Genomic DNA, 22,157 nt, shown 5'->3' with positions numbered 1-22,157 from the left:
TAGAGGATACGGGGGTGTCAACGGAGCCGGGGGCCGGGACAGACGCGGGACGGGACGAGCACGTCCGGCGCGTCCGACTGCCCGCCGACCGGCGCACCCCGGCCGCCGCCCGCGCCGTCGTCCGCTCCGTGCTCGCCGAGGCGGACCTCGACGAGCTGCTCAACGAGGCACTGCTGCTCACCACCGAACTGTCCACCAACGCCGTCGAGCACGCCCGCACCGAACTGGACATCGAGGTCGTCGCCGACCGGATCGGCCTGACCGTCACCGTCTCCGACTTCGCCGCAGGGCCGGTCGACGAGCTGATCGTCGGCAGCCGCAACGACACCGACGAGATCGGCGAGGTCTCCGCCCGGGGGCGCGGGCTGCTGCTCGTCGACCACTTCGCCAGCCGCTGGGGCACCACCTACCTGCCCACCGGCAAGGGGGTGTGGTTCCGGCTGGACCGCCACGGCGACCACGGCGGCGGGCCGCTGTCCCCGTACCCGCCACCCGGGCAGGCCGAGAGCGACCTGGCGACCACCGCACCGAGCGCCGCAGCGATGAGCGAACTGACCCAGACCAGGCCCGACCCGTACGCCGACGAACCGCTGCCCGAGTTCGCCACCGACCTGCTCACCCGCGTCGCCGAGATGGTGGGCGCGGCCGGCGGGGTGATCCGGCTCGACCGGGGCGAGGGAGAGGGCCCGCAGGTGCTGGCCCGGTACGGCCGCCAGCCGCGCGCCGGCAACGAGCTGCTCCGGGTCCCGCTGGCGGTGCACCGACCGTACGGTGGGGAGTTGGAGCTGGACGCGGCACCGTCGGCGTACGCCCGGCCGTTGGCCGTACTCGCCGCCGAACGGCTCTCGCTGCATCTGGAGAACGACCGGCTGCGCCGCGCCGACGTCCGCCGCTCGGCCTGGCTGACCTTCCTGGCCGAGGCCAGCGAACTGCTCGCCCAGTCGCTCGACGTGGACCTGACCATGGCGCTGATCCCGCAACTGGTGGTGCCCCGGCTCGGCCAGTGGTGCGCGGTGCACACCACCGACGAGTGGGGCCGGCTCAAGCTGGCCGCGTGCAGCCACGCCGACGAGTCGGTCCTGCCCCAACTGCACAAGGTGCTGGAGGAGTCCGGGCCGGACTCGGTCCAGGCCCGGCTGCGCGAGGCGTCGCGCACCGGGTCCCAGGTGCCGCTCGGTGGGCCGATGGAGGGCTTCGCCGTGCCGCTGGTCGTCCGCAGCCAGAAGCTCGGCACCCTGGCCGTGGGCCGGCACCAGCGGCACCGGCACGACGCCGACGAGGTGGCGGTGCTGGAGGACGTGGCCCGGCGGGCCGGCCTCGCCATCGAGAACGCCCGGATCCACGCCGAACGGCGTCGGGTGGCGCAGACCCTCCAACAGTCGCTGCTGCCGCCGGTGCTCCCGGTCGTCGAGGGCGTCGGCTTCGCCGCCGAGTACGTCCCGACCGGGGACGAGGCCGAGGTCGGCGGCGACTTCTACGACGTGGTGCCGCTGCCGGACGGGCGCTGGCTGGTGGTGGTCGGCGACGTGTCCGGCAAGGGGGTGCAGGCGGCGGCGGTGACCGGGCTGGTCCGGGACGTGATCCGGGTGCTCGTCGGGGACGGCAAGCCGCTGCCCGAGGTGCTGGCCCGGCTCAACGACACGCTTGTCGAGCGCGGCGGGGGACGCTACTGCACGCTGGCCCTGGCGGCGGTCGGGCCGGACGACGGCGACGGGCTCGACGTCTCGCTGCACCTGGCCGGGCACGACCGACCGGTGCTGTTGCACGGTCCCGGCGGGGCGAACTTCGTCGGGACCGGTGGAACCGCGCTCGGCCTGCTCGACTCGATCACCTCACCGGCGGAGGAGATCCTGCTCGCGCCGGGCGATGCGCTGATCTTCTATACCGACGGGGTGACCGAGCGGCGACGCGGCCGGGAACTCTTCGGCACCGAGCGGCTGCGGGAGGCCGCCGCGCCGCTGGCCGGCTACTCCGCCGACGTGGTCGCGGCGCGACTGCGGGCCACCGCGATCAACTTTTCGGTCGAGTCACCCCGCGACGACATCGCCATCCTGGTGCTGCGCAACGACGCCCTCTCCTGATCCACTCCCGATCACCTCGACACCCAGAGGCCACCGGGGTTGGTCAGGGGCCACCGGGGTTGGTCAGGGGCCGCCGGATTTGGTCAGGGGCCGCCGGGGTTGGTCAGAGGCCACCGGGGGAGGCCGCCGGGGCTGGTCAGAGGCCGCCGGGGAGGCGGCCGGGGGCGAGCCGGCGGTGCGGGTCGAGGTGCTCCTTCGCCTCCCGCAGCCGGGGGATCACCGCCGCCTCACCCCACACGTCGACCTCACGGCGGACCGCAGCGGGAGCGGCGACCACCACGCACCGGCCCCGGCGGGCGAGCAACACCCCCCGGACGGCGGCCAGGATGCCGGCCACCCGGTCGACGGGGAACGATCCGGGCAGCGCGGCGTGCACCACACCCGCACCGGCGCAGCCGCGTACCGACAGGGGTGTGCCGGCGGCGTCGCGCAACGCGTAGACGGCGGCGTGCAGATCCTTGGCCGGGGCCTCGACCCGCAACGCGGTGTCGCCCGGGCCGAACGGGTAGCGCCCCCACCAGGCCGGGGCGAACGGGGCGACGCTCGCCGCGCCACCGAGCACGGCCAACAGGCGGTCGGCCCGCTCGGCCACCTCGGACCGGTCACCCTCCAGCAGGATCGCCAGCTCACCGGCGCTACCCCGGGCGGGCGGCGGATCGGCCCGCCGGCCGGACATCGCGGGATGGTTGGCCCGGGCCGCCGCCTCGGCGGCGGACATCGGTCGACCGGGCGGCCCCGACGCCGCGCCCGACGCCGGGGCGACCGCCCGACGCGGCGGGGACCCGGTGGCCGGCAGGTCCAGCTCGACGGCCGCCGGGTCGAGGTCGGCGGCGAACACCGCCCGCACCAGGTCGTGCACCTCCAGCGGGCTCCACACCGGTCGGGACACCCAGACCTGGCTCGCCGGCAGCGCCTGCGCGTGCAGCGTCGCCGAGACGAGCACGCCCAGCCCGCCCTGCGAACCACAGAGCAACCGGCCCAGGTCGAGACCGACGGGTGCGCTCACCCCGGACAGCTCCGCAGCGCTGCGGCCGGCACTGACCAGCTCACCGTCGGCGTCCAACCACCGCAGGCCGACGAGCTGCGCGCAGGGGGTGCCGTGCCGGTGCCGCAGCGGACCGGACTCGTCGGCGGCGAGCACCCCACCGAGGGTGGCACCGGGGGACGGCGGGTCGAGGGCCAGCCGACGGCCGGCACGTTCCAGGGTGGCCTGCACCGCCCGCAGCGGGGTGCCGGCACCCACCTCGACCACCGGGGAGGCCGCCGGCTGGTGGCCGACCCCGGCGAGCCGGCCGGTGTCGAGCATGATGTCGACCCGGGCCGGCGCGGCACCCCAGTCGATCTTCGTGCCCGCGCCCCGGGGCACCACCGAAAGGTCGTGCCGGGCGGCGAGCCGCAGCACCTCGGCCGCCGCCCGGGGCCCACCCGGGACGGCCACCCACCGGGCGAGCCGGCCGGCGACCTCGTCGGCCGCGCCCGCGAACCGGGCGAAGGACGGACCGCAGATCCCGGCCAACCGGCGGGTGATCTCCGCTGCACCGCTCGAACCCGCTGGCGTCGACATGACAGCCATCGTACACATGTTCTAAAGAGGTGGGTGGTGGTTCGACCGCGCCGCGCAGCGCGACGGGCCGGTAACGTGGCGGCGTGACCACCGAGACCACCCCGCCCGTCGCCCGACAGGTCCGCGCGGAGCGCACCCACCACGGCGACACCGTCGTCGACGAGTACGCCTGGCTGGCCGCCAAGGACGACCCGGCGACCATCGCCCACCTGACCGCCGAGAACGCCTACACCGAGCAGCGCACCGCGCACCTGGAAGCGTTACGCGGCACGCTGTTCGCCGAGACGAAGCAGCGCACCCAGGAGACCGACCTGTCGGTGCCCACCCGCAAGGGCGGCCACTGGTACTACACCCGCACGATCGAGGGCCAGCAGTACGGCGTGCACTGCCGCCGCGCGGTCCGCGACGACGAGACCGACCCGCCGGTCAGCGCGGACGGCGCCCCGCTCGACGGCGAAGAGGTACTGCTCGACGGCAACCAGCTCGCCGAAGGGCACGACTTCTTCTCCCTCGGCGCGTTCGACGTCAGCCCCGACGGGCGGTGGCTGGCCTACTCGACGGACTTCTCCGGCGACGAACGCTTCACCCTGCGGATCAAGGACCTGAGCACCGGCGAACTGCTCGGCGACGAGGTGCCCGACACCTTCTACGGCACCGCCTGGTCGGCCGACGCGACCGTGCTGTTCTACATCACCGTCGACGAGGCGTGGCGACCCAACCGGGTGTGGCGGCACACCGTCGGCACCCCGTCGAGCGAGGACGTGGTGGTGCATCTGGAGGAGGACGAGCGGTTCTGGGTGGGCGTCGAGCTGACCCGATCCGAGCGGTTCGTGCTGATCGACAGCACCAGCAAGGTCACCAGCGAGGTGCGGGTCATCCCGGCCGACAACCCGACCGGCGAGCCAGCCGTGATCGCCCCGCGCCGGCAGGGCGTCGAATACAGCGTCGAGCACCACGGCCACCGGTTCCTGATCCTGCACAACGACGGCGCGGAGGACTTCGCGCTCGCGTACACCTCGGCGGACGCCCCGGCGACTGGGTGCCGCTGATCCCGCACAGCCCCGGCACCCGGCTGGAGTCGGTCGACGCGTTCGCCGACCACCTGGTCGTCTCGCTGCGCAGCAACGGGCTGACCGGGCTGCGGGTGCTCCCCGTCGGCGGCGGCGACGGCCACGACATCGAGTTCCCCGAGCCGATCCACAGCGTCGGGCTGGACGCCAACCCGGAATACCGCACCCGGCAGCTCCGGTTCCGCTACACCTCGCTGGTCACCCCCGACTCGGTCTACGACTACGACCTGGTCACCCGGGAACTGACGCTGCGTCGCCGCAAGCCGGTGCTCCCCGGGCCGGACGGGCGCGCGTACGACCCGGCCGACTACGAGCAGCACCGCGAGTGGGCGCTCGCCGACGACGGCACCCGGGTGCCCATCTCGCTGGTCTGCCACCGGGACACCCCACGCGACGGCTCCGCCCCCGCCGTGATCTACGGGTACGGCTCGTACGAGGCCAGCATGGACCCGTGGTTCTCGGTCGCCCGGCTCAGCCTGCTCGACCGGGGCGTCGTCTTCGCGGTGGCGCACATCCGGGGCGGCGGTGAACTGGGCCGCCGGTGGTACGACGAGGGCAAAATGCTGGCCAAGAAGAACACCTTCACCGATTTCGTGGCCTGCGCCCGGCACCTGGTCAAGGCCGGCTGGACGGCGGCCGACCGGCTGGTCGCCCGGGCGCCTCGGCCGGTGGCCTGCTGATGGGCGCGGTCGCCAACATCGCCCCGGACGCGTTCACCGGGATCGTGGCGCAGGTGCCCTTCGTGGACGCGCTCACCTCGATCCTCGACCCGTCGCTGCCGTTGACCGTCACCGAGTGGGAGGAGTGGGGCAACCCGCTCGCCGACCCGGAGGTGTACGCGTACATGAAGTCGTACACACCGTACGAGAACGTCACCGCCGCCGACTACCCGGCGATCCTGGCGGTGACCAGCCTCAACGACACCCGGGTGCTCTACCACGAGCCGGCCAAGTGGATCGCCCGGCTGCGGGCGGTGGCCCCGCAGGGCGACTACCTGCTCAAGACGGAGATGGGTGCCGGCCACGGCGGCCCCAGCGGCCGGTACGACGCCTGGCGCGAGGAGGCGTTCATCAACGCCTGGATCCTCGACCGGCTGGGCCGCGCCTGACCGCCGCCACCGGTCCCCGCCGGGCCGGGGCGGGTCCCCGGGCCGGCCGGGACCGGCGGGCCGGCAACGCTCGGCGGGTCGGCCCGGGACCGGCGGGCGGTTGCCGCTGCGCACCGGCTGATCGCGGTCAGCCGGTGCGGAGTTCCTCGACGGCGGTGCTCATCCGCAGGAAGAGCAGACCGACACCGACCGTGACCAGCACGGCGACCAGGGCACCCGCGCCGACCCAGGCGAGTTGCGCCCACGGCAGCTCGGGTGTCACCACGACCTCGGGCACCCACACGGTGCGCAGGGCCGACGGGTCGGCGCACCGCACGGCGTCGCCCGTGCACACCTGGAAGGAGTGCGCCCCGTAGGTGCGTGGGCGGCCCGCGACGCCCCAGATGAGCAGCAGGCCGCCGGCGAGCGCCACTACGATGGCCGGCACCGCCGGGGCCAGCGCCTGCCACCCGACGGACCGGCCGATGACGCTGCGGGGGACCCCGGAGGCGACCAGCGCCGCGTACGTCCGGCGGCGGGCGACGATCCCCTCGACCAGGGCGACGACCAGGCCACCGGCGGCCAGCGCCACGGCCAGCTGGGCGGCCCGGTCGACCAGGTCCATCGTGTTCAGGTAGAAGTCGTCACTGCCGGCCAGGCCCTGGCCGGTGGCCCGGTTCGCCGCCATGTCGGCGATCATCGAGGCCCGGAGCCCGGCCGCACCCGCCCCCACGATCACCGCCGCCAGCAGGGCGGCCAGGGTCCGGCTGCCGGCCCACGGGTCGGCGGTCAACCGACGGGCGGCCAGCAGCACGGCCGCCCCGCGACCCCACCGGTGCAGCAGCCGCCCGGCCGTGTACGACAGCCAGCCGGTGCCGACCACCACCCCGACCAGCGCGGCCAGCGCACCGCCGGCCATCAGCGCCGGCTCCAGCAGCGCCGGTGGGTCCTGAGCACGGTCGGCGTACCACCTGTTGATCGGGGCGAGCAGGCCGAACGCGGCCGGCCCGGCCACGATCAGCAGCCCGGCCCACGGCCTCGGGGCACGTTCCCGGCGAGTCCGCCGGACCACGCCGAGCGGGGTCGCGGTGACCCGGCGCAGCAGGACGACACCGACCAGCCCGGCCAGCACCGGCAGGCCGAGCACCACCGCCGCGATCACCGGCGGCGCCGGCAGCACGTCGGTGGGCAGCGGCAGCAGCCCCCGGGCGTCGGGCCGGTGCAGCAACACCCGGCCCACCAGGTACGTCCCCAGCCCGACCAGGGTGCCGAGCAGGCTGGCCAGCCCGGCCTCCACCGCGACCAGCCCGGTCACCTGCCCGGGGGTGGCCCCGGCCAGCCGGAACGCGGCGAGTCGCCGGTCCCGGGCCGGGGCGCCGAGCCGCACGCACTGCCCGGCCAGGGCGAGCACCGGCACGGCGAGCAGCAGCAACGCGACCGCCGTCCCGCCGCGCAGGCCCGGCTCGCGCAGCAGCGCGTTGGTGTACTGCTCGGAGTTGTTGCTGCCCCGTCCGCCGGGTGGGGTCGGGATGGCCAGCACGGTGAGGGCGGCCAGCCCGGCGAGGCTGGCCAGGGCGGCGCTGAGCGCGGTGAGCACGACCCGGGCGGTGTCGGTGCGGTTGCCGGCCAGGGCGAGCCGCAGCGCGACGCCCGGCCTCACCGGGGGTCCGCGCCGGGCCGGCCGCCGGGAGCGGGACGAGGGTTTCGTCCAGGCCGAGGCCCGTCGGGTCGACCACGCCGTCGCGGAGCATCACCTCGCGGTCGGCGTACGCGGCGATCCGGGGTTCGTGGGTGACCAGGACGATGGTGGTGCCCTGCTCCCGGGCGAGCTGGACGAGCTGGGTGAGGACCTCCTCGCCGCTGAGCGTGTCGAGGGCACCGGTCGGCTCGTCGGCGAAGATCACCCGGGGCCCGGTGACCAGGGCGCGGGCGGTGGCGCAGCGCTGCTGCTGCCCGCCGGACATCGCGCCGGGGCGCACGTCGGCGAGGTGCCCGACGCCGAAGCGGTCCAGCCATTCGCCCGCCGCCCGCCCTGCTTCTCGCCGCCCCGTGCCGGCGAGGAGCAGGGGCAGGGCGACGTTCTCCGCCGCGGTCAACTCGGGGACGAGCTGACCGAACTGGAACAACACCCCGAACTCGGTACGGCGCAGCCGGGACCGCGCCGCCTCGGGCCAGGTGTCGATCCGCTCGCCGTTCCAGCGCACCGCCCCCTCGTCGGGGCGCAGGATGCCGGCGAGGCAGTGCAGCAGGGTGGACTTGCCGCAGCCGCTGGGTCCGGTCACGGCGACGATCTCGCCGTCGGCGACGTCGAGGCTGACGCCGCGCAGGGCCGGTGTCGGGCCGTACGACCGGACCACGTCGCGGGCCTGGAGTCGGCTCACGGGTGCACCTCCCGGTGCCAGTCGGCGACGCGGGCCAGGGTGGTGCGCAGCCACCTCAGGTCGGCGTCGAGGTGAGCGACGGCGTAGTCGACGGCGACGACGTCATCGAGGGTGGTCGAGGGTGCCGTCTTGACGGCGGTGAGTTCGCGCAGCCGGTCGGTGTGCGCCCGCGCCTGGGCGATCAGGTAGGACCGGGCCGCGTTGAGGTCGGCGACCAGCAACGCCACCGCGACCTTGGTGAACAGCGCGCTGGTCACGTAGGGCATGGGTGGCTCGACGGCGGCGAGCCAGCCGGCGAGCGCGGCCCGGCCCTGGTCGGTGAGCGCGTAGGCGGTCCGGTCGGGGCCGGCCTCGCGTTCCTGACCGGCGGTGACCACCAGGCCGTCCCGTTGCAGGCGCCCCAGGGTGGCGTAGACCTGGCCGAAGGCGAGCGGCTTGGCCCGGGGCAGCCGGGTGTCGTGGGCGCGCTTCAGCTCGTAGCCGTGCCGGTTGCCGGCGGCCAGCAACCCGAGCAGCACGTGCGACGTGGACACCCGGCCAACTATTCATCCAGTGAATAGTCGATGTCAAGCAGCCCTCCAGGCCGGATCGCGACCGGTACGGCCGAGCAGCCGGTCCAGTTCGGTCCCGTCCGCCCCGACCGGCACCTCCGCGCCGAAGGCGCCCATCTGCCGGCCCATCGGGCCCATCTCGTCCATGAAGCCGTGCAGCGCCGCGATGCTCTCCCGCGCCGGCTGGTACGGCTGGCCGGTGGCCCGCGCCAGGTCCCAGCCGTGCACCACCAGGTCCACCACCCCCATCAGGCCGATCGTCGACCGGGGCAGCCCCATCGCCGGCGCGACGCCCTCCTCGCTGGCCGGGTCGTCCCAGGCCACGACGAGCTGCTTCACCTCAGTGGCGAACCGGTCCCGCCAGCCCGGCTCGGCCACGTGATCGGTCTTGACCGACCAGTCCGTCTCCTGCCCGGCGGCGAGGCGTTGGAAGTTGACCGCCACGTCGTACACGTGGTTGATCAGTCCGCGGACGTCGTACTCCGCGCACGGGGTCGGCAGGTCGAGTTGGTCGTCGCCGATCGCCCGGACCAACTCCACGGTCCCCGGGGCGGCGGCGGCCAGCAGCTCACTAGTCTTCGTTGGCATACGGCCAGCGTATGAAGGTGGTCTTGAACGAATGCGACAGCCACGCGCGGATGACCGGGGCATCCTCGATCCGGCCCGGCTGCGCCGGGAGCTGCGGTTCCGGCGGCACCTGCCGGCCCCCGCGCTGCGCCCGTGGGTGGAGCACTACTGGCTGGCCGACTGGGCGCTGACCGCGCCGTTCACCCAGCAGGTGGTGCCGCACCCGGCGGTCAACGTCGTCTTCCGGCAGGATGCCGGCGGCCCGGAGACCGCCGAGGTGGCCGGGGTCGGTCGGCGGCTGTTCACGGTCACCCTGACCGGCACCGGAACGGTCAGCGGCATCCAGTTCCGCCCCGGCGGCTTCCGCCCGTTCTGGCGTCGCCCGGTCGCCGAACTCACCGACCGGGACGTCCCGCTCCGCACCGACCCGATCGCCGCCCGCGCCGCCGGGTCGACCACCCCCGGTGCCGCCGCCACCCACCCCGCTGGCCCGACCACGCCCCGCGCCGCCGGGTCCGCCGTCGCGTCACCCCGCTGCGGGGGTACGGACGACGAGCGCCGGCGGGCGTTGGACGCCTTCCTGCTCGCCTGGGCGCCACAGCCCGACCCGGCGGCGGCCGAGGCGATCGCCCTCGCCGAGTCGATCCGCACCGACCGGAGCGTGCTGCGGGTGGACGACCTGGCCCGCCGGCACGATCTCTCCGTCCGGCGGTTACAGCGGCTCTTCCTGGACCACGTCGGCGTCGGCCCCAAGTGGGTGATCCGTCGCTACCGCCTGCTGGAGGCGATCGAACAGGTCGTCACCGGGCTGCCCGACTGGGCCGCCCTCGCCGCCGACCTCGGCTACAGCGACCAGGCCCACCTGGCCCGCGACTTCGCCGCGGTCACCGGTCACACCCCCACCGGCTACGCCCGCTCCCTGCACTGATCCCCACCCACGTCCGAGCCAGCGACCCGCACCGGACGGCGTCGGCCCGACGGGCGCGGAGAGCAGGCGACCGCTTCGCCGCCGGCCCGGCCGCCGGGTCGCTCAGCCCGCCCGGTGGGTCGCTCAGCCCGCCCGCCGGGTCGCTCAGCCCGCCCGGTGGTCGACCGACGACCCCACCGCCCGGACCAGTCCGGGACCACACCGGTGGTCAGCTCACCGTGTGAAGCGTTCTCGTCGCCATGGCCGCAGGAACTCTCCACGATCCTGGTCCCCACTTTTGGCGATCCCAGCACCAAGCAGCCCCACCCCCTGGCGATAACGATGAGTAACATCAGCCGCCACCCCCCATCTCCCCACTCCGCATCCTTTGCTCTGCTGCCATCGAGGCGACAGCTACTCACCGTTTCAGGCTGGAAGAGCGACCCACCTATGGCGATTTTCAAAGTTGCAGCTCAGCGCGCTGTCGCGGATAAGGCAGCAGAGCAAAGGATAGAGAGGGGAGTAATTCGAGGTTGGCCCTTAGCTACGGTGAGTGACGTCAGGAGTCGGCCCGCCGCCGAGCACCCTCAGTAACCACGACAGCTGTTGGGATTGGGGGGCCTCGGTGGCTCGGTCGAGCCGGCGGACGACCGCCCGGGGGCCGGATCGGGAGTCGGGGAAAGCAGTCGGAACCACTCAGCGGCGGCGGACCGCCACCACCGCGACGTCGTCGTGGATCTCCGGCGGGGCCAGCTCGACCAGCAGCCGCTGGCAGAAGCCGTCCAGGTCGTCGTCGACCACCGTCGCGCAGGCGGCCAACGCGGCCAGACCGTCGTCGATGGTGGTGTCCCGCCGTTCGATCAGCCCGTCGGTGTAGAGCACCAGCGTCGCGCCCGCCGGCAGGGTGAACTCCAGATCCTCCGGCCGGTCCGCGCGCACCCCCAGCAGCGGGGCCGACTGCTGCACGAACTCCACCCGGCCGTCCACCGTCACCAGTGCCGGCAGGTGCCCGGCGCTGGCCAGTCTGATCCGGCCCGTCGACGGGTGCAGCAGCAGGATGCACAGGGTCGCCAGTTCGTTGCGCAGCAGCGTACGCATCAGCACGTTGAGCCGTTCCAGGATCACCCCGGGCTGGTGCCCCTCCACCGCGTACGCCCGCATCGCGTGCCGCAGCTCGGCCATCACCGTCGCCGCGTGCAGCGAGTGGCCGGCGACGTCGCCGATCGCCACCAACAGGTGCCCGTCGAGCATCACCAGCTCGTAGAAGTCCCCGCCCACCTCGGTCTGCGCGCTGGCCGGCTCGTAACGCACCGCCAGGTCGAGGCCGGCCACGTCGGGCAGCCGTCGGGGCAGCAGGCTCCGCTGGAGGGTCACCGCGATCCGGTGCTCCTCGTCAAAGGAGCGCTGCGCCTCCACCGCCGAGGCGACCGCCTGGGCGAGCTGCACCAGCACCGGCGTCCGGGCGGTCTGGGTGGCGGTGGGCACCACCACGTAGAGCGGGGCGCGGTCCTCCCGCAGCTTGGCGGCGGCCACGGTCACCGTGTCGCCCGCCGGCCAGCGCACCAACCCCCACCCGTCGGGGGCGTCCACCCGGACGGTCGCCCCGGTCGGCACGCCGGTGTCGTCGACCACCCACGGTACGACCTCCGCCGTCGCGCCCGGACCGGCGGCGACCCCGGCCAGGCAGTCCCCGTCGAAGGTCTCCGCGACCACCGCCGCCGGGCTGCGGAAGATCTGCGCCGCACCGGCCGCCGCCTCCTGCAACAGGCGGGTGAAGGTGGACGCGGCGTGCACCGCCACGGTGGTGTCGGCCAACCCGGTGAGCCGCTCGGCGAGCAGCTCGGCCCGCGTCCGCGCCTGGTAGTAGCGCAGCACCGCGTGCGCGGTGGCCACCAACTCCTCCGGCTCGATCGGCTCGGCCAGGTAGGCGTCCGCACCCCGGGTCAGTCCCTGGGTACGGTCCACCACGTCGACGGCGTGCGCGGACACGTGGATCACCGGAATGGCCGGGTGGTCCGCCTTGATCCGTTCGCAGACCTCGAAGCCGCTCAGGTCCGGCAGCCGGACGTCGAGCACCACCAGGTCGATCGGGTCCACCCCGACCCGGGCCAGCGCCTCGGTGCCGTTCTCCGCCTCCCAGACCGTGAAACCGGCCCGGGTCAGCCAGCTCACCAGCAGGTAGCGCTTGGTGGGGCTGTCGTCGACCACCAGGATCGTCGCCGGGACGCCGGCCACCTCACACCCCCGCCACGGGCAGGTCCACCGTGAAGCTGCTGCCCCGACCCGGCTCGCTGGTCAGCGCCAGGGTGCCGCCAAGCAGCGTCACCAGCCGCCGCGCGTACGGCAGACCGAGACCGGTGCCGCTGCGCCGGCTGGTCCCCGGCACCTGGTAGAACTCCTCGAAGATCCGTTCGTGCAGCTCGGCGGGGATGCCCGGCCCGGTGTCCGAGACGCGGATCCGCACCCGGTCGTCGACCCGCTCGGCGCACATCCGCACCTCACCCCGGTCGGTGAACTTCACCGCATTGTGCAGCAGGTTGCGCAGCACCTGGGCCAGCAGCACCTCGTCCGAGCGGAGCTCGGTGCCCGGGGGCGGCTCCTCCACCACCAGCTCCACCTCGGAACGCAGGGTGAGCGCCCGCAGTGTCCCCCGCAGCTGCCCGAAGACCGCCCGCAGGTCGACCTGCACCCACTCCGGCTCGATCCGGCCAGCCTCCGCCTTGGCCAGGTCAAGCAGGTCGTTGACCAGGGAGAGCAGGTCGGCTGCCGAGGACCGGATCAGCTCGACCTGCTGGGCCTGCTCGGCGGTGAGCGGGTCCGACGCGGAGTCGGTCAGCAGCCGCCCCAGCCCGATGATCGCGGTCACCGGGGCCCGCAGCTCGTGGCTGACGTTGGCCAGGAAACGGCTCTTCGACTCGCTCGCCGCACGCAACTGTGCCGACTTCTCGTCCAGCTCCGCGTAGAGGGCCACCACCCCCCGGTTGGTCTCCTCCAACTCCTCGGAGAGCTGACCGTAGAGCGCCATCACCCCCCGGTTGGTCTCCTCCAGCTCGGCGTTCAGCACGGCCAGCTCGTCGCGCTGGCTGCGTACCTCGTCGAGAGCGGCGATGAGCTGCCCGTTCTGGGTGGCCAACTCGTCCAGGGCGCTGGCCGGGGCGCTGGTGCCCAGCTCGGCGCGCAGCTCTGCCAGGCGCGGCGGGGTCAGCGCAGCAGCGGCGGCCGGGACACGTCGGGACATCCTCACGACGGTATATCCCGCCGCCTCCGCCAGCCCCAGGGTGTCCACCAATCGCGCCACCGCGCCGGACTGCGGCTCGTACCGGTTGCCCGGCAGCGGACGCAACGGGGCGAGGTCGACGCTGAGGAACCGCCGCCCGTCCGGCTCCGTGACGAGGGCGAAGCTGACGTCCGCGCCGTCCACGGTACGCAGCAGGTCCCGGGCCACCTCGCTGAGCGCGGTGGCGAACCGCACCTGGTCCTGGTGCTCCAGCCCGATCGCCGCCGCGACCTCCCGGCCCCGCTGGCGTACCCCGAAGATGTCCTGTTCCACCCGCAACGCCATCCGCAGGAGTGGCTCGCGGGCGGTCACGACGGAGTTCTCGCGACCAGCACGCAGGCGTCGTCCCGGCGGATTCCGGCGTCGCGCAGCAGGGTCGCCGCGACGACCACCGACGCCCGCCCGGTCAGCCCCGGATAGTCCTCGGACCGCCACCGGTCCACCACCCCGTCGCTCTGCATCACCAGGGTCGCGCCGGCCGGGAACGGGTAGTCGTACTCACGTACCGTCGGGCGTTGGTGGCCGGCGATGCCGGGCAGCGACACCAGCCCCCGGCGGGTGCCGTCCGGGGCCAGCACCGTCCCGGCGATGTTGCCCAGCCCGGCGTAGCGCAGCAGACCCGCCGCCGGGTCCAGCTCCGCCACCGCCAACGCGGCCCCCCGGGTGTGCGACATCGCACGGTGCAGGTGCGTCACCACGGTGGCGGGCGGACCGGCCGGCGCGACCCGGAAAGCGGAGACGGCCGCCTCGGCGGCGACGTTGGCCAACGGCCCGTGGCCCAGCCCGTCGCAGACCAGCACCTGGTGCCGCCCCTGTTCGGTACGCATCGCATGGCTGTCGCCGCTGACCTGCTCGCCGGTGATCGGCCGGGTCAGCCCCGCCGCCCAGGCCGGCGTGGCCCGCACCTCCTTCGCCCACACCTGCACCGCGAAGACGGTGCCGCGACCCGGCCGGGACCAGGCGTCGTACCAGCTGGCCTGTCGGGTGATGGCACCGAGGCCGATGCCCAGGGTGCCGGTGGTGGAATGACCGTCGCGGGAGGAGACGGTCAGGTCGGCCATCCCGGGGCCGGAGTCGACCGCGATCAGCTCCACCCCGGCGGCGTCGCCGGTGCGCACCGGGCGCAGCAGCAGGACACCCTCCTGGGCGTGTTTCACCAGGTTGCTGGTCAGCTCGGCGGCGACGATGGCCAGTTCGGCGACCCGGTTCTCACCGAGGCCGAGCTGCCCGCCGAGGCGCTCCGCCGCGCGTCGCACGGTGCTGGCGGCGCTGCCGCTCTCCACCCGGTACCAGTGGCCCGCGTCCGGCACCACGTCGTGGATCATCGGGACCACTTGGTGACGGTGATCCGGGTGCCCTCACCGGGGGCGGTCTGGATGTCGAAGTCGTCGACCAGTCGACGGGAGCCGCTGAGGCCGAGGCCCAGGCCACCGCCGGTGGTGTAGCCGTCGGTGAGGGCGAGACCCAGGTCGGCGATGCCCGGCCCGGAGTCGGCGAAGACGATCCGCACGCCGCGCCGCCGGCCGTCCTCGACGACCGTCACCTCGGCGGTGCCGCCACCGCCGTAGATGAGGGTGTTGCGGGCCAGCTCACTCGCGGCGGTCACCAGCTTCGTCTGGTCGACGAGGGAGAGCTTGACCGCCACCGCCACGGTACGCACCAGCTGACGGACCCGGACGACGTCCTCGTCACTGCCGATCGCCTGGGTCTTCGGGCCCAGGTCGACTCCCGCGGTCATGACGATGTCGCCGCCGTCCCGGACTCCACGTCCTCGGGGTCGTCGTCGTACCCGAGGTCGTCGTCGCGGGTCGCCGCGATCAGCTCCATGCCCCGCTCCACGTTCAGCGCGGTGCGGATGCCGTTGAGCGACAGGCCCAGCTCGACCAGGGTGATGGCGACCGCGGGACGCATCCCGACGACCACCGTCTCGGCGTCGAGCACCTTGGAGATCGAGGCGATGGTGGAGAGCATCCGGCCGACGAAGGAGTCGACGATGTCCAGCGCGGTGATGTCGATGATGACGCCGTGGCAGCCGGTCGCGACGATCCGCTCGGCCAGGTCCTCCTGGAGGGTGACCGCCGTCTGGTCGGACATGTCGATCTGGATGGAGACCAGCAGGATGTCGCCGATCTTGAGGATCGGCACCCGTTCCATCACGCCTCCCGACGCGGGTGACGGCGGGACGTCTCCACCCCGGTGAGCCGCAGCACGTGCCGCAGCGCGTCGGCCAGGCTCGCCTTGGTGGCGATGTCGCCGAACTCGATGCCGAGCGCGACGATGGTCTGCGCGATCTGCGGGCGGATGCCGGAGATGATGCAGTCGGCGCCCATCAGCCGGGCGGCCACCACCGTCTTGAGGATGTGCTGGGCGACCTGGGTGTCGACCGCCGGCACGCCGGTGATGTCGATGATGGCGTACGGCGAGCCGGTGTCGACCAGGGTCTGGAGCAGCCGTTCCATCACCACCTGGGCGCGGGCCGAATCGAGGGTGCCGACCAGCGGCACGGCGACCACACCGTCCCAGATCTTCACCACCGGGGTGGAGAGTTCGAGCAGCTGCTCGGCCTGGTCGGCGATCAGCCCCTCGCGGGTCTGCACGTAGGTCTCGAAGGTGAGCAGCCCCATCCGGTCGACCAGGCCGGTGAAGTCGACGACGTCCCGCAGCGACAACTCCACGCCGGCGGTCTCGGCCAGCTCGACCAGGACGTCCTTGAGGGCGTAGATGCTGGTCGCGGTCTCGGTGGCGGTGAAGCTCTGCCGGGCCCGGCTGCGGGACAGGTCGGCGAGCACCGCCCGCAGCTCGCCCGCCGCAGGGTCCTGGAGGTCGGCCAGGCCGGCACCGCCGGCATTGATCATGCTAGCGTGCAGCTCCTGCACCTGGAGGCGTAGCTCGGCCTGGCTGAGCCGACCGCGCAGCGAGGCGGCGACGACCTCGGTCCACCGTTGCACCACCCGCTCGCCGTGCCCGGTCAGTAGCTCGACGAGTCGGTCGCCTCCGTCTGCGGTCAACGCCATGGTTACCTCCTGTGAGCTGGGCCGGCCGGACTCTATCACCGGAGGCAGACCCGGTAGTTGCCCCGCGGCAAAGGAATGATCGGTCCCACCGGAAGCGCTCCCGTTCTGCGTGTCCCGCTGTTCGTGGGATACCGTTCCACCAATAACAGGAGGTCTGAATGTCCCTGACGGTGCACACGGAACAGCGCGGCGACGTCGTCGTCGTGTCGGTCGCGGGCGAACTCGACATGGCGACCGCACCGCAGTTGCAGGACCAGATCACCGACCTGCTCGACAAGGGGCGCAGCCGGCTGGTGTTCGACCTGGCCGAGGTGTCGTTCTGCGACTCGACCGGGTTGTCGGTCTTCGTCCGGGCCAAGAACAGCTGCGACGAGGCCGGCGGCGTGGTCCGGTTGGCCGCCCCGCAGCGCGGCGTGCTGCGCATCCTCGAGGTCAGTGGGCTGGTCGAGGTGCTGCACACCTACCCGACGGTCGACGAGGCCGTCGCGGGCGATCCCACCCCCGCCTCGTCCTGACCGGTTTCCTCACCGCTCGTCCTCGATGAACCGGGGACGAGCGATCACCATGCCCGCGGTCGTCTGCACCGCCAGCGCGGCGAGCAGGAAGCCCATCGGCGCGGTCCACCCACCGGTCGCCTCGTAGAGCACCCCGACGAGCAGCGGCCCGAGCGCGGCGATCACGTATCCGGTGCTCTGCGCGAAGGCGGACAGCGCCACCGTGCCGTCGGCGGTGCGGGCCCGCAGGCCGATGGTGGTCAGGATCAGCGGGAACGCGCCCTGGCCGAAGGCGAGCAGCAGCACCCACAGCAGCGCCCCCTCCCGGGGTGCGAGCGCCAACCCCAGGTAGGCCGCCGCGGAGAACGCGGTCAGCCCGAACACCAGCGGGCGCAGCGTCCGGAGCCGACCGGCCAGCGTCGGCATCAGCAGGGCGACCGGCACCCCGAGCGCGGTGACCCCGGCGAGCAGCAGTCCGGCGCTCTCCGGCCGGAAGCCGGCGTCCCGGAAGAGCTGGGCCAGCCAGCCCATCACCGCGTACCCGCTCAGTGACTGCGCGCCGAAGTAGACCGCCATCGCCCAGCCGAGCCGGGTGCGGGCCGGCTGGACCCGGGTGCGGACGGCCGGGCCCGCCGTCGGGGCGCGGTCCGTCGGGCGGCGCGCGCCCGCAACGCCAGCGGCACCCACGGGAGTACGGCCACCGCCGCCAACGCCGCCCACACGCCCAGCCCGGCCCGCCAGGAGCCGAAGGCGTGCGCCACCGGCACGGCGGAGGCGGCGGCCACCGTCGTACCCGCCGTCAGGGCCATCGTGTACGCCCCGGTGACCAGCCCGGTGCGGTGCGGGAAGTGCTGCTTGACCAGCATCGGCAGCAGGATGTTCGCCACCGCGATGCCGGCCAGGGCGAGCGCGCTGGTGAACACGAAGATCGCCGCCGAGTCGGTGACCACCCGGAGCACCTGACCGACGGTGAGGGCGAGCATCGCCACCACCAGCACCCGGGCTGCGGGCCAGCGGCGGATCAGCCACGGGGTGAGCGCGCCGAGACCGGCGAAGGCGATGGTGGGCAGGGTGGTGACGAACCCGGCCATCGTGCCGGAGAGACCGAGCCCGGTGCGTACCTCGTCGAGCAGCGCGCCGAGGCTGGTCACCGCGGCCCGCAGGTTGAGCGCGACCAGCAGCATCCCGACCAGCACCAGCGCGCCGCCGGTGGCCGGCGACGGGGCGCGGTGGGCCGGCCGGTGGGCGAGCGGCCCGGCCGCTCCGGCGGTGTCGCCCGGCCCGACGACGGCGGCGCTCCGGCCGACGGCGGTGGCCGCGGGGCTGGCATTTGGCGGGGTCATGACCTCGAACCTACAATCATGGGATGAATTTCGGCAGTTGGTGTAACCGGTGACACCGTCCGTCGATTCCCCACCCGTGCCCCCGCGCGGTCAGCGGGTGCACCAGACGATCGAGCAGCTCCGGGGCCGGATCCTCGGCGGCGAATGGCCGGTGGGCGGACGCATCCCCACCGAGCCGCAGTTGGTGACGGCGCTCGGGGTGGGGCGCAACACCGTCCGTGAGGCCGTCCGGGCGCTGGTGCACGCCGGGGTGCTGGAGTGCCGGCAGGGCTCCGGGACGTACGTGGTGTCGACCGACGAGCTGGCCCCGGTGGTGGCCCGCCGGCTCACCGACGACCGGATGGTCGAGGTGGTCGAGGTCCGCCGGGCGTTCGAGGTCGAGGCGGCCCGGTTGGCCGCGCTGCGGCGTACCCCGGAGGATCTGGTGGCGCTCGACGGCGCGCTCGCCACCCGGGAGGCCGCCTGGCGGTCGGGCCGGGTCGGCGAGTTCGTGGAGGCGGACGTCGCGCTGCACACGGCGGTGGTCGCCGCCGCCCACAACGCCATGCTGGCCGAGCTGTACGCCTCGGTCGGCGCGGCCCTGCGCAGCACCGTCGCGCACGCGATCGGCGACACCCTGCAACCCCAGCGGTACGTCGACCACGGCCGGCTGGTGGCGGCGATCCGGGACGGCGATCCCGGGCGGGCGGCGATCGAGGCCGGGGCCTTTCTGGAGCCGCCGTCCGGGGCATAGGTTGTCCCCGACGGAGAATCGGACGGCACAGGAGTGCAGCAGATGCTCAAGGGCTTCAAAGACTTCATCATGCGCGGCAACGTCGTCGACCTGGCGGTCGGTGTCGTCATCGGTGCCGCGTTCACGGGCGTGGTCACCCAGCTGACCAAGTCGTTCCTCGAACCACTGGTCCGGGTCATCATCGTGTTGATCACCGGCAACCAGAAGGGCCTCAGCGGCTCGACGCCGAAGTTCCGCGACATCCCGTTCGACTGGGTGGCCTTCGTCAACGCGGCGATCACCTTCGCGCTGACCGCGGCGGCGCTCTACTTCCTGGTCGTCTACCCGATGAACCGGCTCGCCGAGCGGCGCAAGCGGGGCGAGGAGCCGCCGCCCGCCGCCCCCAGCGAGGAGGTCAAACTGCTCACCGAGATCCGCGACGCGCTGCTGGCCGGCGGCCACACCGCTCCGGGGCAGCGCGGCGCGCTCGACGACGTGCTCGGACGCCGGACGGAGCCGCCCGCCCCGCGCTGACCGACCGGTACACATCGGCCCCTGCGGAATTCCCGCAGGGGCCGACTTCTGTCGTACACATGTTCGATAGAGTCCGGCCATGGAACAGCGTAGGCACTGGTGGAACGGCAAATGGGGACGACTGGCCCGGCGGGACGTTTTCCTCCGGGTCGACGCCGACCGGTGGCACGTCGAGCAGCGGGCCGGCGGCGCGGAGGGCGTCTCCCAGTTCTACGAGCACGGCAGTGCCGACGAGGCCGAGGAGACCGTCCGGGCCCTGCTGGAGGGCACGGACGCCTGGCGGGAGCTGTCCCCGCGCCCGCCCGGTGCCTGGGGCCCGGCGGTTTAGCGGTGGGTGGGGCAGGGAACCGCCCGGGGATGGAGCAGCAGGGCATGGCAGAGCGGGCGGTCATCTCCCGGGTCACCACCGGCATGCGGGTGGTCGACACCGTCGGGGTCGAGATCGGCACCGTCGACCTCGTCCAGCGGGGCGACCCCAACGCGGTGACCGTGCAGGCGTCGACCGCCGACCCGGGCGGCAGCCTGGACGAGCTGATCGAGTCGGTGGCCGTCGAGGAGCCGGACGTCCCGGCCGACCTCGCCGCCCGCCTGCTGCGCACCGGCTACCTCAAGGTCTCCACCGAACTGGCCCGCACCGGCGCGGTGTACGTGCTGGCCGACCAGATCGCCACGGTCACCGACGACCAGGTACGCCTGCACGTCCCCGTCGGCGACCTGCCTCCGGAGGAGTGACCCGCCCCCGCCCCTCACCACCTGCGCTGGCCGGAGACGGGCTGTCGGCGGCCGGTCGGCCGCGCCGGGCGGGCCGCCGGGCGGCGGCGCGCTTGCGTCGCGCGGGGATCTCAGCTGCTCGCGTGCGCCGATCGATCCCACCGGCTGGGGGCAACAACCCTGCCATGCATCCTTTAGAGCTGATGACGTAAACGAATCATCGACGACCCGGCCGCCTCGGCGCGCAAAGCAACCCCGCGGGTCGCCCCGGCTGCCTAAGCCACCGTCTTGAACGGGGTGATTCAGAGCCATCCGGCGGGGTGGGAGTGGGTGAGCCGTCAACGTCATCAGCTCTAAAGGACCCGTAGAGGTATCACCGCCCGCCGAGGACTCACCTCCAGGATGCAGTGGGAAGAGGTCCGGAAGAAGCCGGAAGGAGTTGGTCATGGCGGAGGTGGCCCGGCAGAGCCCGGGGTTCGTCCGTGGCTGGTGGGGGTCGGGCGAGGCGGACCAGGCGACCGGGCACGCCCTGGTGTTGTTGGACAGCCGGGAGCACGCGCTGGAGTTCGCGGCGACCGTCGAACAGTACGTGCCGGACGCGCGACTGCGGGTGGTGGCGGTCGAGGCGACCGTCAGCGCCCCGTGACCTGCCCGGACTGGGCCGGAGCCGGCGTCCAGCGTCGGAAGAGCAGCAGCATCAGCCAGCCGGCCAACAGTCCCCAGAACGCCCCACCCACGCCGAGCAGACTCACCCCCGAGGCGGTGACCACGAACGTCACCACGGCGGCCTCCCGGCTCTGTGGGTCGGACGCGGGGGCGGGGGCGAGCGCCGAGGAGAGTGCACCGGCCAACGCGCCGAGCAGCGCGAGCCCGGCGACCGCCTCGATGAGCACCGGCGGGGAGAGCAGCACCAGCGTGGTCGCCGCGCCGGCGCCGAGCCCGAGCAGCGCCAGGCCGATGCCGGCGGTCACCGAGGCGATCCAGCGCCGGTCCGGATCGGGGTGGGCGTCGGGGCCGGCGGCGAGGGCGGCGGTGATCGCGGCGAGATTGACGGCGTGTCCGCCGGTGGCGGCACCGAGCGCACTGGCCAGCCCGGTGGCGCGCAGCGCCGGGGCGAGCGGCGGCCGGTAGCCGAAGCCGCGCAGCACCGCCGTGCCGGGCACGTTCTGCGCGGCCATGGTGACCAGGAACAGCGGCAGCGCCAGGCCGAACACGGCGGGCAGGGTGAACGCCGGCACGGTCGGCGACACCACCGGCCGCAGGTCACCGGGGGTGACTCCCACGCCGGTCGTGGTCAGGGCGATCGCCACCGCCGCCGCCACCAGCGCGGCCGGCACCGCCCACCGGGGGGCGAACCGGTGCAGCACCAGCCAGGTGACGATCACCGGGGCGGCCAGGGCCGGCACCTCGACCAGCGCGCGTACCGGGGCGGTGCACAGCGGCAGCAGCACCCCGGCCAGCATCGCGGCCGCCACCGGGGCGGGGATCGCGGCCACCGCCCGGCCGAGGGCGGGGAAGAGGCCGGCGGTGACGATGAGCAGCCCGCACAGCGCGAACGCGCCCACGGCGGCGGGCCAGCCGCCGGGGACCGGCCCGGTGGCGACCAGCAGCGCCGCGCCCGGCGTGGACCAGGCGATCGCGATCGGCATCCGGTGCCGCAGGCCGAGCCAGACAGCGCAGATTCCGGCGGCGACACTCACCGTGAGCAGCCCGGAGGCGGCCTGCGCCTCGCTGGCACCGACCGCCCGCAGCCCGGCGAGCACGACGGTGAACGAGCTGGCGAAGCCGACCACGGCGGTCACCACGCCGGCCAGCACCGGTTGCAACCGATCCCCCACCACAGCCTCCCTCGCGTCCGTTCCCG

Annotated in this window: 19 protein-coding genes and 3 pseudogenes; 9 read left to right on the top strand and 13 right to left on the bottom strand. The window is 73.8% G+C overall.

Annotation, left to right across the window (positions count from 1 at the left end; translation table 11 throughout):
• The first annotated feature begins 14 nt into the window (after positions 1 to 14).
• Positions 15 to 2,081, top strand: coding sequence for a SpoIIE family protein phosphatase (locus tag J7462_RS21345; RefSeq protein ID WP_219465764.1), 2,067 nt, complete (start codon positions 15 to 17; stop codon positions 2,079 to 2,081).
• Between the two features lie 136 nt (positions 2,082 to 2,217).
• Here the strand turns inward: J7462_RS21345 and J7462_RS21340 are convergent, their stop codons facing one another.
• The gene (locus tag J7462_RS21340; protein ID WP_255597825.1) at positions 2,218 to 3,654 is read right to left on the bottom strand and encodes an FAD-binding oxidoreductase; all 1,437 of its coding nucleotides are present in this window, start codon (positions 3,652 to 3,654) and stop codon (positions 2,218 to 2,220) included.
• Between the two features lie 74 nt (positions 3,655 to 3,728).
• Between J7462_RS21340 and J7462_RS21335 the strand changes: the two are divergent.
• Positions 3,729 to 5,823 (top strand): annotated as a pseudogene (locus J7462_RS21335) (S9 family peptidase).
• A 127-nt stretch (positions 5,824 to 5,950) separates the two neighbouring features.
• On the opposite strand, the gene J7462_RS21330 reads toward J7462_RS21335, so the two are convergent.
• The 4 genes and pseudogenes from J7462_RS21330 to J7462_RS21315 form a co-directional block, all read right to left on the bottom strand.
• Complete coding sequence (locus J7462_RS21330) at positions 5,951 to 7,462, bottom strand: ABC transporter permease (RefSeq protein ID WP_219465758.1); 1,512 nt, start codon at positions 7,460 to 7,462, stop codon at positions 5,951 to 5,953.
• Between the two features lie 40 nt (positions 7,463 to 7,502).
• Positions 7,503 to 8,183: pseudogene (locus J7462_RS21325) on the bottom strand (ABC transporter ATP-binding protein); the annotation flags it as partial.
• Positions 8,180 to 8,716, bottom strand: a complete 537-nt coding sequence (locus tag J7462_RS21320; protein WP_204958604.1) for a PadR family transcriptional regulator — start codon at positions 8,714 to 8,716, stop codon at positions 8,180 to 8,182. The pseudogene J7462_RS21325 and the gene J7462_RS21320, both read right to left, overlap by 4 nt.
• Before the next feature lie 33 nt (positions 8,717 to 8,749).
• The gene (locus J7462_RS21315; RefSeq protein ID WP_219465756.1) at positions 8,750 to 9,322 is read right to left on the bottom strand and encodes a TIGR03086 family metal-binding protein; all 573 of its coding nucleotides are present in this window, start codon (positions 9,320 to 9,322) and stop codon (positions 8,750 to 8,752) included.
• Positions 9,323 to 9,353: 31 nt separating this feature from the next.
• On the opposite strand from J7462_RS21315, the gene J7462_RS33010 reads away from it, so the two are divergent.
• Positions 9,354 to 10,229, top strand: a complete 876-nt coding sequence (locus tag J7462_RS33010; protein ID WP_208565444.1) for a helix-turn-helix domain-containing protein — start codon at positions 9,354 to 9,356, stop codon at positions 10,227 to 10,229.
• 675 nt (positions 10,230 to 10,904) lie between these two features.
• Here J7462_RS33010 and J7462_RS21305 read toward each other — a convergent pair.
• The 6 genes from J7462_RS21305 to J7462_RS21280 are packed head-to-tail and all read right to left on the bottom strand — an operon-like array spanning position 10,905 to position 16,499.
• Positions 10,905 to 12,443, bottom strand: a complete 1,539-nt coding sequence (locus J7462_RS21305; RefSeq protein WP_219465747.1) for a SpoIIE family protein phosphatase — start codon at positions 12,441 to 12,443, stop codon at positions 10,905 to 10,907.
• A gap of 1 nt (position 12,444) precedes the next feature.
• Complete coding sequence (locus J7462_RS21300) at positions 12,445 to 13,770, bottom strand: sensor histidine kinase (protein WP_219470578.1); 1,326 nt, start codon at positions 13,768 to 13,770, stop codon at positions 12,445 to 12,447.
• A 23-nt stretch (positions 13,771 to 13,793) separates the two neighbouring features.
• On the bottom strand, positions 13,794 to 14,810 hold the full coding sequence (locus J7462_RS21295) for a SpoIIE family protein phosphatase (protein ID WP_219465743.1): 1,017 nt from the start codon (positions 14,808 to 14,810) through the stop codon (positions 13,794 to 13,796).
• Complete coding sequence (locus tag J7462_RS21290; RefSeq protein ID WP_219465741.1) at positions 14,807 to 15,223, bottom strand: anti-sigma regulatory factor; 417 nt, start codon at positions 15,221 to 15,223, stop codon at positions 14,807 to 14,809. Before J7462_RS21290 ends, J7462_RS21295 begins: the two co-directional genes overlap by 4 nt.
• Positions 15,220 to 15,639 carry an STAS domain-containing protein gene (locus J7462_RS21285; protein ID WP_219465738.1) on the bottom strand — a complete coding sequence of 140 codons (420 nt, stop codon included), beginning with the start codon at positions 15,637 to 15,639 and terminating at the stop codon, positions 15,220 to 15,222. The genes J7462_RS21290 and J7462_RS21285 overlap by 4 nt, the downstream gene beginning before the upstream one ends.
• The gene (locus J7462_RS21280) at positions 15,639 to 16,499 is read right to left on the bottom strand and encodes an STAS domain-containing protein (RefSeq protein ID WP_219465735.1); all 861 of its coding nucleotides are present in this window, start codon (positions 16,497 to 16,499) and stop codon (positions 15,639 to 15,641) included. Before J7462_RS21280 ends, J7462_RS21285 begins: the two co-directional genes overlap by 1 nt.
• A gap of 158 nt (positions 16,500 to 16,657) precedes the next feature.
• On the opposite strand from J7462_RS21280, the gene J7462_RS21275 reads away from it, so the two are divergent.
• Complete coding sequence (locus tag J7462_RS21275) at positions 16,658 to 17,014, top strand: STAS domain-containing protein (protein ID WP_067310147.1); 357 nt, start codon at positions 16,658 to 16,660, stop codon at positions 17,012 to 17,014.
• Between the two features lie 9 nt (positions 17,015 to 17,023).
• Here J7462_RS21275 and J7462_RS21270 read toward each other — a convergent pair.
• Positions 17,024 to 18,177 (bottom strand): annotated as a pseudogene (locus tag J7462_RS21270) (MFS transporter).
• 208 nt (positions 18,178 to 18,385) lie between these two features.
• Between J7462_RS21270 and J7462_RS21265 the strand changes: the two are divergent.
• The 5 genes from J7462_RS21265 to J7462_RS21245 all read left to right on the top strand — a co-directional run bounded on the left by J7462_RS21265 (position 18,386) and on the right by J7462_RS21245 (position 20,939).
• Positions 18,386 to 19,069, top strand: a complete 684-nt coding sequence (locus J7462_RS21265; protein ID WP_219465732.1) for a FadR/GntR family transcriptional regulator — start codon at positions 18,386 to 18,388, stop codon at positions 19,067 to 19,069.
• A 42-nt stretch (positions 19,070 to 19,111) separates the two neighbouring features.
• Positions 19,112 to 19,582, top strand: a complete 471-nt coding sequence (mscL, locus tag J7462_RS21260) for a large conductance mechanosensitive channel protein MscL (protein ID WP_219465729.1) — start codon at positions 19,112 to 19,114, stop codon at positions 19,580 to 19,582.
• 79 nt (positions 19,583 to 19,661) lie between these two features.
• Complete coding sequence (locus J7462_RS21255; RefSeq protein ID WP_208565435.1) at positions 19,662 to 19,910, top strand: hypothetical protein; 249 nt, start codon at positions 19,662 to 19,664, stop codon at positions 19,908 to 19,910.
• Positions 19,911 to 19,954: 44 nt separating this feature from the next.
• Complete coding sequence (locus J7462_RS21250) at positions 19,955 to 20,314, top strand: hypothetical protein (protein ID WP_219465726.1); 360 nt, start codon at positions 19,955 to 19,957, stop codon at positions 20,312 to 20,314.
• 424 nt (positions 20,315 to 20,738) lie between these two features.
• The gene (locus J7462_RS21245; RefSeq protein WP_219465724.1) at positions 20,739 to 20,939 is read left to right on the top strand and encodes a hypothetical protein; all 201 of its coding nucleotides are present in this window, start codon (positions 20,739 to 20,741) and stop codon (positions 20,937 to 20,939) included.
• Here the strand turns inward: J7462_RS21245 and J7462_RS21240 are convergent.
• Positions 20,926 to 22,131, bottom strand: a complete 1,206-nt coding sequence (locus J7462_RS21240; protein ID WP_219465722.1) for a benzoate/H(+) symporter BenE family transporter — start codon at positions 22,129 to 22,131, stop codon at positions 20,926 to 20,928. The genes J7462_RS21245 and J7462_RS21240 overlap by 14 nt on opposite strands.
• Positions 22,132 to 22,157 lie beyond the last annotated feature (26 nt).

It is taken from the genome of Micromonospora sp. RL09-050-HVF-A (assembly GCF_019374995.1).
GTDB classification, from domain to species: domain Bacteria; phylum Actinomycetota; class Actinomycetes; order Mycobacteriales; family Micromonosporaceae; genus Micromonospora; species Micromonospora antibiotica.
This window is presented reverse-complemented; position numbering and strand designations above follow the sequence as displayed.